Below are 12,034 nucleotides of genomic sequence, written 5' to 3'. Positions count from 1 at the left end.
AGGCGACGACAAAACGTCCCGGTCAGCAAATGCTGACCGGGACGTTTTCTATGGTGGAGGCACGGGGACTCGAACCCCGAACCCCCTGCTTGCAAAGCAGGTGCGCTACCAATTGCGCCATGCCCCCATAGGAATACTTCGTACTACCAGTGTAACCGGACTTATTCCACCTTATCAGTCGCCTGGTTCCAGTTGGTTTTCTGAACTTTGGATTCCTGCCACTTCCTGCGAAGCACCAAAGCCCCTGCAACAGCTGCTCCAATAACCAGCAACTTCTTCACAAGTACCTCCGGAGGGTAGGTTCCGTGGGCGCACCAGGACTTGAACCTGGGACCTCTTCGTTATCAGCGAAGCGCTCTAACCGCCTGAGCTATGCGCCCTCCGGCCCTTGGCGGGCCGAAATAAAACTTTACAGCACCTTCACGTTCTGCCCAAATCGTGGCGACTCAACAGATGGCACCGTCCCGGACCGATGAGGGATCAGTCATCTGTGAGGGTCAGGCCGATGCCGCCCACCAAGGTGGCGGAGATGTTGTACAGCACGGCGGAGAGCATCGACAACGCCGTCAGCAACACCACGTTGACCACCGCGATGATCGTGGCGAAGGAAGCAACCTGTCCCAGCGAGGCAAATTTCTTCAGATCAAACCCACCGCCCTCCGAACCCTGGATATCCGTCATGAGCGAGTTGACTTTCTCGAAGACGCCGGTCAAATCCAGCACTGTCCACAGCACAATCGAGGCCACGACGGTAACAATGCCCAGCGCCACGGAGAGCAGGAAGGCCATCTTAAGGACGGACCATGGATCGATCTTACTGACCAGCAGGCGGGCCCGCCTGGCCTTGGCCTTAGGTGCGGGTTTAACCAGGGCGGGCCTGCTGTTCGTGGGCCGCTGGGCTGCGGAGGGGGCAGCGGGGCGCTGCGGCGGCCGCGCCGGCGCACTCACCCGCGGGCCGGTAGACGGCCTGGGGTTTGAGTTACTCGTGCTCAATCGGTACCTCCACTGCTAGCGTCATCGTCAGTTAACGGTACTTCATGGACGTGCTGATCGCCGCTTTCAGCGGACCCGTGCGCGTCCGCAACCGGTGCGTTGTCCACGGTAGAGTCCTCATCGGGCTCTTCGGACTCCTCGATTTCGATGCCACGCTCACTGTTGCGCGCCACCTCGATGATGCGGTCGTTCTTGTCTGGCTTGGCGAAAACGACTCCCATGGTGTCGCGGCCCTTTGCCGGGACCTCGCTGACGTTGGAGCGCACGATCTTGCCGCCGCCCATGACCACCAGTACTTCGTCGTCCTCCTGAACGATGAGCGCGCCCACCAGATCACCACGGTCCTCGGCCAGTTTTGCCACCTTGATACCCAGCCCGCCCCGGCCCTGCAAGCGGTATTCGCTGACGGCGGTCCGTTTCGCATAACCGCCCTCAGTGACAATAAACACGAAGGAATCCTCGGTCACCACATCCGCGGCCAGAAGCTCGTCGGTGCCACGGAATTTCATCCCGGTTACACCGGATGTCGCCCGGCCCATCGGCCGCAGCACCTCGTCGGTGGCGGTAAAACGGATCGATTGACCCTTACGTGAAACGAGCAGCAGATCGTCGGTTTCGGAAACGAGCTGCGCCGACACCAGCTCATCAGCGTCCCGCAGGTTGATGGCAATCACTCCAGCGGATCTGTTGGTGTCATAGTCCTCAAGCCGGGTTTTTTTCACCAGGCCATTCTTCGTGGCCAGCACCAGGTAAGGCGACTGCACGTAGTCGCGCAGGTCCAACACCTGGGCTATCGTTTCGTCCGGCTGGAAGGCCAGCAGATTTGCGACATGCTGGCCCTTGGCATCCCGGCCGGCTTCCACCAGTTCGTAAGCCTTCGCCCGGTACACGCGGCCCAGATTGGTAAAGAACAACAGCCAGTGGTGCGTCGTGGTGACAAAGAAGTGTTCCACTACATCGTCGCCACGAAGCTGAGCACCCTTGATGCCCTTGCCGCCGCGGTGCTGTGAGCGGTAATTATCGCTGCGGGTGCGCTTTACATAACCGCCGCGGGTAATGGTGACCACCATTTCCTCTTCGGGAATGAGATCTTCCATGCTCATGTTCGGGTCATATCCAAGCATGATCTGCGTACGGCGGTCATCGCCGTACTTGTCGGCAATCTCCTGCAGTTCCGTGCTGACAATGCCGCGCTGAACGTCCTCCGAAGCGAGAATTCTGTTGTATTCAACAATCTCGGCTTCGAGTTTGGCGTGCTGATCCTGGATTTTCTGCCGCTCCAAAGCGGCGAGACGGCGCAGCTGCATATCCAGAATGGCCTGCGCCTGGATCTCATCGATCTCCAGCAGGCCCATCAGTCCATTGCGGGCATCCTCAACGGTCTGCGACCGACGGATCAGCGCGATGACTTCATCCAGGGCATCGAGGGCCTTGAGGTAGCCGCGCAGAATATGCGCCGCTTCCTCCGCCTTGCGGAGCCTATACCGGGTACGTCGGGCAATGACATCCATCTGGTGCGTAACCCAGTGTCTGATGAACGCGTCAAGGCTGAGGGTACGCGGGACGCCATCCACAATGGCCAGCATATTGGCACCGAAGTTGTCCTGCAGCTGGGTGTGCTTGTAGAGGTTGTTCAGCACTACCTTGGCGACGGCGTCGCGCTTAAGTACGACGACGAGCCGCTGTCCCGTACGACCTGACGTTTCATCGCGGAGGTCGGCAATACCGGAAATCTTGCCGTCCTTGACCAGTTCCGCGATTTTGATCGCCAGATTGTCAGGGTTCGCTTGAAAAGGCAGTTCCGTAACAACCAGACAGGTCCGGCCCTGGATTTCCTCCACATTCACGACGGCGCGCATGGTGATCGACCCGCGTCCGGTACGGTAGGCGTCCTCAATGCCGCTGTGACCGAGGATCTGGGCACCGGTGGGAAAATCGGGTCCCTTGATGCGCAGGATCAGCGCCTCCAGCAGCTCTTCGCGGCTTGCCCCAGGATTGGCCAGGTACCACTGCACACCCTCCGCCACCTCACGCAGGTTGTGCGGCGGGATGTTCGTCGCCATGCCGACGGCTATGCCAGAGGAGCCGTTGACCAGCAGGTTAGGGAACCGGGCCGGAAGAATCGTCGGTTCCTGATTCTTACCGTCGTAGTTGTCCTGAAAATCGACAGTTTCCTCGTCAATATCGCGGACCATCTCCATCGCCAGCGGAGCCATCTTGGTTTCCGTGTAACGCGGAGCTGCGGCTCCGTCGTTACCGGGCGAGCCGAAGTTCCCCTGCCCCAGCGCAAGGGGGTACCGCATGGTCCAGTCCTGGATCAGGCGCACTAAAGCGTCGTAGATCGACATATCTCCATGTGGGTGATACTGACCCATAACTTCGCCCACCACTCGGGCGCACTTGTTGAACGAGCGCTCCGGCCGGTAGCCACCGTCAAACATGGCGTAGATAACCCGTCGGTGCACCGGCTTCAGGCCATCCCGTACATCGGGCAGCGCCCGGCCCACGATGACAGCCATGGCGTAATCCAGGTAGGACCGCTGCATTTCAGTCTGCAGGTCCACCTGTTCCACACGGTCGGTCAGTACCGCACCTTCAATAACATCTTCAGTGCCCGCGGGCAATGCAGGGGTTTCGTCACTCATTGTCTAAAGATTCCATTCCAGATATATATCGGATCCGTAATATAAAGGGTCTTCGTTAAAGCCCTAAATATCGAGGAACCGGACGTCCTTGGCGTTCTGCTGGATAAAGTTCCTCCGTGACTCGACGTCCTCTCCCATCAGAATGGAGAAGACCTGATCCGCGGCGGCTGCATCTTCCATGGTGACCTGAAGCAGGGTGCGGTGATCCGGGTCCATGGTGGTATCCCAAAGTTCCGTGTAGTCCATCTCACCGAGGCCCTTGTAGCGCTGGATCCCGTTATCCTTGGGAATACGGCGTCCGTTGGCAAGCCCGTTAGCCATCACGGCGTCGCGCTCACGGTCGCTGTAGACGTAGTCATGCGGAGCGTTGGTCCACTTGATCCGGTAGAGCGGGGGCTGTGCCAAGTACACGTAGCCGTTTTCGATCAGCGGGCGCATGTAGCGGAACAACAGCGTCAGCAGGAGCGTGGTGATGTGCTGGCCATCCACGTCAGCGTCGGCCATCAACACGATCTTGTGGTACCGCGCCTTGAGAACGTCAAAGTCCTCACCGATTCCGGCACCAAAGGCTGTGATCATGGCCTGTACCTCAGCATTGCCGAGGGCACGGTCAAGCCGTGCACGCTCGACGTTGAGGATTTTTCCGCGCAGCGGCAGGACGGCCTGGGTCGTTGGATTTCGGCCACGCACTGCCGAACCGCCGGCCGAGTCGCCCTCGACAATATAAATCTCGGAAAGTGATGGATCCTTGGACTGGCAGTCCTTAAGCTTTCCGGGCATTCCGCCGGATTCCAACAGACCCTTGCGGCGCGTGCTTTCCCGGGCCTTGCGCGCAGCTAGCCGTGCCTGGGATGCCTGGATTGATTTGCGGATCACATCCCGGGCCGGTCCGGGGTTCCGCTCCAACCAATCGCCAAGCCCGTCCGTCACCACGCGTTGGACAAATCCCTTAACCTCGGAGTTACCCAGCTTTGTCTTGGTCTGGCCCTCAAACTGCGGCTCGGACAGCTTAACCGAAACAACCGCCGTCAAGCCCTCGCGGATATCGTCTCCGGTGAGATTTTCATCCTTATCCTTTATGATGTTCTTCTCACGCGCATAGCGGTTGATCAGCGAGGTCATGGCGGCACGGAACCCTTCTTCATGGGTGCCACCCTCATGGGTGTTGATCGTATTCGCGTAGGTATGGACACTCTCCGAATAGGCGGTGGTCCACTGAAGCGCCAGTTCAACGGCCATCTTCCGGCTCGAATCCTCGGTTTCGAACGCGATGACATCCTCATGGATCACATCGACCTTCTTCGAGGAATTCAAGTACTTCACATAGTCGAGCAGCCCCTCGTTGTACTGGTAGACCACTTGGCGGGGCCCCGCGGTTGCCTGGCTGCCAGTGCCCAGCGAGTCCAAATCAAGATCTTCCTCGTCCGAGACCGGCACACTGGCGCGGCGCTCATCCGTGAGCGTGATCTTCAGCCCTTTGTTGAGGAAAGCCATCTGCTGGAAGCGGGCGCGCAAAGTCTCGAAATCGAAGGCGGTGCTTTCAAATATGGTCGGATCGGCATAAAACGTCTGGGTGGTCCCCGTGTCCTGGGTTTCCTCGCCCATGACCAGACTGCCCTGCGGCCTCCCGCCTTCAACGAATGTCATCCTCCAGACGTGGCCCTGCCGGCGAACCTCGGTATTGACCCGCTCCGAAAGCGCGTTAACCACCGAAATACCAACACCGTGCAGACCCCCGGAGACCGCGTAGCCACCGCCGCCAAACTTTCCTCCGGCGTGCAGGATCGTCATCACAACTTCGACGGTAGGCTTGCCCTCCGTTGGATGGATATCCACCGGTATCCCGCGGCCATTGTCGACGACCTTGACGCCGCCGTCTGCCTGCAGGGTTATCTCGATGTGATCGCAGTACCCGGCCAATGCCTCATCGACCGAATTGTCCACCACTTCATACACCAGATGGTGCAGTCCTCGGGGGCCGGTGGAACCGATGTACATTCCGGGGCGTTTACGGACTGCTTCGAGGCCCTCAAGGACAGTGATATCGCTGGCACCGTATTCCATCGGGTGGGCCGGAGTCGGATGGTTGTTCTGCGAAACCACTTGGTCGGCGCCGATCACTGCATCTTCTGTCGCCGTCGCCGTATTCTCCGTGTCCGTCACGTGGTCCGTATTCTCCGGATTGCTGGTAGTCACAGGCGCGTTCGACCCCTCTATTCTTCGTTTGTGGCTGAGGATACGGTCTGTCCGGGCGATGAACCCGGCTCGGGCCGCTCCAGCAGCAAACACATTCCTAGGTCCGCCGTTTCATGTGAGCCCATGGCCCGGGCAGTCTCCGGCGTCCCGTGTTTCGTTCAATTCTACCTTGCCGGCATGCCAATACATGTACGAATAGGGCCTGAGAGGCCGAAAAAGCAGGGCAGGAGACTATTTCGACGCCTTCGTCGAGGGGCTATACGCAATGGGGCCCTTCCGCCGTCCTGTATGGCGTTTTTGCCGCGGACGTTCCAGCCTGGGTTCCCTACCCATAGGTGTCACGGGGACCGCGTCCTTTGACTGTCCTGTAACCCTTGCGCCAATTTGGAGCAGCCGGCGCCAGCACCTGGATCTTCGTTACGACCCCGGTCCCAAGCTCGGCATCGAAGCGCGCCAGCAGTGAGGAACTCAGCAGCCTCAGCTGAGTGGCCCAACTGGTTGAGTCACAACGAACCTGCAAGGCGGTGCCGGTAAAACTCTCCGGCTGGCAATGGGCCGAGATATCCGGGCCCACCAACGTATTCCACTGCGCCATCACCGAACCAACCGCTACGGGGGAGGACCAGCCCCGTTCGCTGATCAATCGATTGACCACGTTTCCCAATCCCAACGGATCGCGGCCGGAATCTTTGATATCCAGGAAGGAGCGCCGCTTGGATTTTGTCTTGTCAGGTGGACGGCGGCCCGGGGCCAGCCGTATTTCGCCGCGGTTGGCGGCAGCGGCACGCATTCGATTCAATGCCGCCTGCGCCGCATCAATCCCGGTGGGCTGCTCGGCCGGATCCGGATCTTCATCCTTCATCGACTACTACTCCTCCAGGCATCACACGGATCTGCGCACCCGAAAGCTCCGAGGGAATGTCCGCGTCCACTGCGGCCGTTACCAGGACCTGTTCTGCCCCTGCCACGATTGATGCCAGTTTACTGCGCCGCTGGACATCCAGCTCGGCAAAAACGTCATCCAGAATCAGAATCGGCGCGTTGCCTTCCACCTGTTCATCCTCCAGGAGAACATAATACGAGGCCAGCCGCAGCGACAGCGCGACGGACCACGTTTCACCGTGTGATGCATAGCCCCTTGCCGGTGCGCACCCCAATACGAGTTCCAGTTCATCCCTGTGGGGCCCCACCAGGGACAACCCACGTTCCAGCTCGCGTCGCCGCGATGCGGCGAAACTCTGCACATACTTCAGCGTCAGCTCTTCGATGGACAATCCGGCTAACCCTCCCACTGCCCGTGGCTGCGGCGCTTTCGTCCCGCTGTCCTCTGCGGCGTTCCCGTCGTCGGAGAGGTTGTCCTCCAGCGTTGAGCGGTACTGCGCACTCAGTTCCTTGGATCCGTCGGTCAGTTGGCGATATGCCGCAGCTAAATGTGGTCTCAGTCTTTCGATCAGTTCAAGCCGGGCCGCCAGCAGGGCGGCGCCGGCAGATGCCATATGCTGATCCCAGACATCCAGCGTTGCTTCGTTGGCCGCACTCACTCCAGACCGTGAAAAGTGCTGGCTTCTGGCGGATTTCAGCAAGGCGTTGCGCTGCTTGAGCACCCGTTCATAGTCACTACGGGTGGCGACATGCCGCGGCAGTAGAGTGACCAGCAGTTCATCGAGAAAGCGCCGTCTGTTCCCCGGATCCCCCTTAACCAGGGACAGATCCTCGGGCGCAAAAAGCACCGACCTGCAGATGCCCAGGACATCGCGGGCCCGGACCGGATTGGCCCGATTGATTCGTGCCCTATTCGCCCTCGACGCATTGATCTCAACCTCGATGCTGACCGCCTGCTGACCGCGTACGAGTCTGGCCCGGATAATGGCCCGTTCACTGCCGAAACGCAACAGCGGTCCGTCAGAACTGACCCGGTGGGAATTCAGCGTGGAAAGATAACCCACGGCCTCCACCAAATTGGTCTTGCCAAAACCGTTGGCTCCGATGAGCACGGTAATGCCGGGCTCCAGCAGTAGTTCGACCTGTTCGTAGCTGCGGAAATCGGTCAGGGACAGGTGCTGCAGGTACACGCCGTGCTCAGGTTCCCGTCCCTTAGGACGACGCCGGTTTGGCCGCTTTGGTGGCGTGCCCGCCGAACTGATTGCGCAATGCAGAGACCATTTTCATGGCCGGGGAATCGTCCTGACGGGAGGCAAACCGGGCGAAGAGCGCCGCCGTAATGGCGGGGGCAGGAACAGAGTTCGAGATAGCTTCCTCGACTGTCCACCGGCCTTCACCGGAATCATCAACAAAACCGGCAATTTTGGCGAGTCCGGGGTCCTCTTCCAATGCCTTGACCATCAGATCCAACAGCCAGGAGCGCACGACAGTACCTTTCTGCCATGCCGCGAATGTCCCGGGCACATCCTTGATGATGTCCTTGGCCATCAGCAGCTCATAGCCTTCTGCATAAGACTGCATCAATCCGTATTCAATTCCGTTGTGTACCATTTTGGCGTAGTGTCCGGCACCGAGATCGCCCACATGGACAAAACTTTCTGAACGGGTTCCTTCAGGCCGCAGGGCATCGAAGATCGGCATGGCTGCGTCGACGTCGGCGGCTTCCCCGCCGGCCATTAGCCCATAGCCGTTTGCCAGGCCCCAGACTCCGCCGGAAACTCCACAATCGACGAACCTGATCCCCTTTTCGGCCAATGAGGCCCCGTGCTTTTGATCTTCGGTGAAACGGGAATTTCCACCGTCGATGATCATGTCACCGCTCTCCAACAGGCCTGATAGTTCATTGACGACGGCGTCCGTAACGTCGCCTGCTGGAACCATCACCCAGATGATCCTCGGGGTCGGCAAGGCCCTGACCAGTTCCGCCGGTGTGGGAACATCGGTTACTTCGGGGTTCCGGTCGTATCCGGTGACGTCAATGCCGGCATCCCGGAGGCGGGCCCGCATATTGAAACCCATTTTTCCAAGACCGATGAGACCGATATGCACGGTATTTCTCTTTTCTGGAGGTAATAACTGCTGTTGGTTCAGGTCGGGTGACAACCATCCCAGTACTGTCAGCTGGGCAACCGGACGGGCATCACCAAGTACCGGTAGTCATCGTTATCCGCACCGTCGAGTTCTGCCTGTGCGGTAATCATCGCCGGTTTAGGCGCCGAGGTGAAGGAGAATCTGACAAATTTACTGTCAAAGGCACTGAGTCCTTCGCTGAGATAATGCGGGTTGAAGGCAACGGTGATGTCCTCGCCCAGCAGGGAAGCCTCCAGAGCCTCGGAGGCCTGGGCGTCTTCACCGGTGCCAGCGTCGAGACTGAGCTGTCCATCGGTGAAGGCCAGCCTGACCGGAGTATTGCGCTCGGCTACCAGGGACACTCGACGTACAGCCTCGGCCAGAGCGCTCGTCCCCACGGTGGCATGAATCGGCGTGTTATCCGGGAAAAGCGAACGGATCTTTGGATAGTCGCCGTCGACCAGGAGGGACGTCGTCCGCCGGCCACCGCTTTCAAAGCCAATAAGTTCACTGTTGTCAGACAAGGCAATGTTCAAATCGCCGGAACCACCAAGGGTCTTGGCCACTTCATTGAGCGTTTTGGCCTTGACCAGCGCACTGGTCGAAAGACCGGGAACAGCGGGCCGCCAGCGTACCTCACGCAACGCGAGCCTGTAACGGTCGGTTGCGAGCAAGGTGATCAGGTCATCTTCAATTTCCATCTTGACCCCCGTCAAGATGGGCAGCGTGTCGTCTTTGCTGGAAGCAATGATGACCTGTGAAACAGCTTGGGCAAAAGCTTCCCCAGATACGGTGCCGCTGATGTTCGGCAGCGCAGGCAATTCGGGATAGTCAGCCACCGGCATTGTTGCCAGGTTGAATCGACTGCTCCGGCAGCTGAGCGTGACTTTCGCTCCGTCGGTTTCGATTGCGACTGGGGCGGAGGGGAGGCTTCGGCAGATGTCCGCCAGCAGCCGTCCAGAGACCAGTATCGTTCCTTCTTCGGCGATGTCGGCGGGAATTTCCAGTCTGGCGGAAATTTCGTAATCAAAACTGGCAAGGCTGACAGTGCCTGCCTCGGCTCTGAGCAACAATCCGGACAGTACCGGGACGGGGGGCCGCGGAGACAAGGACCGGGCTGTCCAACTGACGGCCTCGGCCAGGACATCCCGTTCAACTCGGAACTTCACGGAAGGGTGCCGCCTTTCATCCTAAAATTTATCGTCGCAAAGTGAGCCAGCAGAACGCCGGTCGATCCAAATCCGGCAAGGGCGCGGGGCCCGGGCATAAAAGAATTCGGACCGGAATTCCGAGGGCCGGAAGGACCTAGGTGGAACTACACGTCTGAACTTCATGCTTGCAGACAGCTTAGCGCCTTGGCCAGCCGGCGAATGCATCCTTGGTGGCTCTGCGATCGAGGGTTGGAGCAGTAGGTAAGTGTTGTTTAGAAGAACACAGTTTTTAGGATTCGTAGTGTTAATAACTGTTGTGGATACTGTGGATAACTCTGTCTGGAAGCGGCCCTCCGGGGATGTCCCCTGTGCAAAGGTTGTGTACCAAACGCACCCGAGGTTCTGCTGTCGGTGGACAACTTTCCTTGTAGTTCCGGGGATTCACAGGGTGCGCGGAGTTGTGCACCGTCAAGGTGCAGTTATCCCCGCAGTTATCCACAGACATATCCACAGTGGCTTTTGTGACCTGACTATCCCTCGCGCTGTTGCTGCTTGATCCGGTTGGTCAGTTCCGTGACCTGATTGTAAATGGCCCGTCGTTCCGCCATCAGTTCCCGGATTTTTCGGTCAGCGTGGATAACCGTTGTGTGGTCACGTCCGCCAAGCTCCTGACCGATTTTTGGCAGTGACATGTCTGTAAGCTCGCGGCATAGGTACATGGCGATCTGGCGCGCAGTGACAAGGGTCCTGGTCCGTGACTTGCTGCAGAGCTCTTCCAGCGAAAGGTTGAAGTAGGCAGCGGTCTGTCCAAGGATGGCCGTTGCCGTGATTTCCTGTGCACCTTCATCGGTTATCAGGTCCTTGAGTACAATTTCCGCCAAGGCAACGTCCACCGGCTGGCGGTTAAGGCTCGCGAAGGCGGTAACCCGGATCAGGGCTCCCTCAAGTTCGCGGATGTTCGTGGAGATTTTGGAGGCGATGTATTCCAGTGCATCATCAGGGGCCGAGAGCCCCTCCCCTATGGCCTTTTTGCGCAGAATGGCGATGCGTGTTTCCAGCTCGGGCGGCTGGACATCCGTCAGCAGGCCCCATTCGAAGCGGGACCGCATCCGTTCCTCAAAGCCGGAAAGCCGCTTTGGCGGCAGATCCGAGGTGATGACGACCTGCTTATTGTGATTGTGCAGGGCGTTAAAGGTGTGGAAGAACTCTTCCTGGGTGGCATCCTTATTCGCCAGGAACTGGATGTCATCGATGAGGAGGATGTCGACGTTCCGGTAGAGTTGCTTGAAGCTCGCCCCCTCATCATCACGGATCGAATTGATGAAATCGTTGGTGAATTCTTCTGAATTTACGTACCGCACACGGATCCCGGTATATAGGCGGCGGGCGTAGTGACCGATCGCATGCAGAAGATGGGTCTTGCCCAGTCCGGAATCACCATAAATGAACAGCGGGTTATATGCCTTGGCCGGCGCCTCGGCGACGGCGACGGCGGCAGCGTGGGCGAAGCGGTTTGACTGGCCGATCACGAAACTATCGAACACGTATTTCGGATTCAGGCGTCCGAACTCCTGCGAGGTGCTGGGCAAAGTGGGTGCGGGTTTGGTCTCCGGTTCGCGGCGGACCACGATCTGTTCCTGGGGCTCTTCTTCTGCTTGAACAGGCATCAGGTCAGCGTTGATACTGAAGGCACACAGGATGTCATCGGAAAAGACCTCGCGGAGGGCATGCTCCAGGGCCCGTTTGAGCTGCGTCTGCAGCACCTCGCGGGTAAGTTCATTGGGGACGGCGACCAACAATGTGGTCCCGATCAATCCCAAGGGCTGTGCCAGGAAGACGAATCCCCGCTGCCGGGGCGTGACATGGTCGTTTTGTTCCAGGATCCGGACGACTCGGCGCCATGAGCTCCCGACATCATTAATCTCGTCAGTGCTCATTCGTACGCCTGCTCATTTTTCCCTCGTGATCTTCGGTTACGCGGTGTGGCCCGTCGCTGCGCGAAGTCTGCACAGTGCTGCCGCGGAACGGTCATCCACA

General features: G+C 58.9%; 9 protein-coding genes and 2 tRNA genes. All 11 read right to left on the bottom strand.

All coding sequences use genetic code 11. The features are described 5' to 3' along the window. Positions 1–51: 51 nt before the first annotated feature. A tRNA-Ala gene (locus ACLLJI_RS00055) sits at positions 52–127 on the bottom strand. Between the two features lie 34 nt (positions 128–161). Then, positions 162–281, bottom strand: coding sequence for a DLW-39 family protein (locus ACLLJI_RS00050; RefSeq protein ID WP_283559623.1), 120 nt, complete (start codon positions 279–281; stop codon positions 162–164). A 25-nt stretch (positions 282–306) separates the two neighbouring features. Further along, positions 307–380 (bottom strand) — tRNA-Ile (locus tag ACLLJI_RS00045). Positions 381–480: 100 nt separating this feature from the next. Further along, the gene (locus ACLLJI_RS00040; RefSeq protein WP_434616423.1) at positions 481–993 is read right to left on the bottom strand and encodes a DUF3566 domain-containing protein; all 513 of its coding nucleotides are present in this window, start codon (positions 991–993) and stop codon (positions 481–483) included. Then, on the bottom strand, positions 990–3,638 hold the full coding sequence (gyrA, locus tag ACLLJI_RS00035) for a DNA gyrase subunit A (RefSeq protein ID WP_434616420.1): 2,649 nt from the start codon (positions 3,636–3,638) through the stop codon (positions 990–992). Before gyrA ends, ACLLJI_RS00040 begins: the two co-directional genes overlap by 4 nt. A gap of 63 nt (positions 3,639–3,701) precedes the next feature. Then, complete coding sequence (gyrB, locus tag ACLLJI_RS00030; RefSeq protein WP_434621741.1) at positions 3,702–5,702, bottom strand: DNA topoisomerase (ATP-hydrolyzing) subunit B; 2,001 nt, start codon at positions 5,700–5,702, stop codon at positions 3,702–3,704. Between the two features lie 457 nt (positions 5,703–6,159). Beyond that, on the bottom strand, positions 6,160–6,696 hold the full coding sequence (locus tag ACLLJI_RS00025) for a DUF721 domain-containing protein (RefSeq protein WP_434616418.1): 537 nt from the start codon (positions 6,694–6,696) through the stop codon (positions 6,160–6,162). Beyond that, positions 6,686–7,906 (bottom strand): DNA replication/repair protein RecF, encoded by a 1,221-nt coding sequence (recF, locus tag ACLLJI_RS00020; RefSeq protein WP_434616415.1) that lies wholly within the window; start codon positions 7,904–7,906, stop codon positions 6,686–6,688. Before recF ends, ACLLJI_RS00025 begins: the two co-directional genes overlap by 11 nt. A gap of 22 nt (positions 7,907–7,928) precedes the next feature. Further along, positions 7,929–8,825: a phosphogluconate dehydrogenase (NAD(+)-dependent, decarboxylating) gene (gene gnd, locus ACLLJI_RS00015; RefSeq protein ID WP_434621738.1), complete on the bottom strand. Its 897-nt coding sequence runs from the start codon at positions 8,823–8,825 to the stop codon at positions 7,929–7,931. A 68-nt stretch (positions 8,826–8,893) separates the two neighbouring features. Continuing rightward, positions 8,894–10,015, bottom strand: coding sequence for a DNA polymerase III subunit beta (gene dnaN, locus ACLLJI_RS00010; RefSeq protein WP_434616412.1), 1,122 nt, complete (start codon positions 10,013–10,015; stop codon positions 8,894–8,896). A gap of 512 nt (positions 10,016–10,527) precedes the next feature. After that, positions 10,528–11,934, bottom strand: coding sequence for a chromosomal replication initiator protein DnaA (gene dnaA, locus ACLLJI_RS00005; RefSeq protein WP_434616409.1), 1,407 nt, complete (start codon positions 11,932–11,934; stop codon positions 10,528–10,530). Between the last annotated feature and the right edge of the window lie 100 nt (positions 11,935–12,034).

It is taken from the genome of Arthrobacter sp. A5, assembly GCF_051131705.1.
GTDB lineage: Bacteria > Actinomycetota > Actinomycetes > Actinomycetales > Micrococcaceae > Arthrobacter_M.
Note: the sequence above shows the minus strand (reverse complement) of the source record. Positions and strands in the feature narration are given on the sequence as shown.

Excerpts from the sequence above, each read along its gene's own strand:
- ACLLJI_RS00025 (WP_434616418.1), bottom strand. The coding sequence starts at position 6,696 with ATGAAGGATGAAGATCCGGATCCGGCCGAGCAGCCCACCGGGATTGAT.
- dnaA (WP_434616409.1), bottom strand. The coding sequence starts at position 11,934 with ATGAGCACTGACGAGATTAATGATGTCGGGAGCTCATGGCGCCGAGTC.
- gyrA (WP_434616420.1), bottom strand. The coding sequence starts at position 3,638 with ATGAGTGACGAAACCCCTGCATTGCCCGCGGGCACTGAAGATGTTATT.
- gyrB (WP_434621741.1), bottom strand. The coding sequence starts at position 5,702 with ATGGAATACGGTGCCAGCGATATCACTGTCCTTGAGGGCCTCGAAGCA.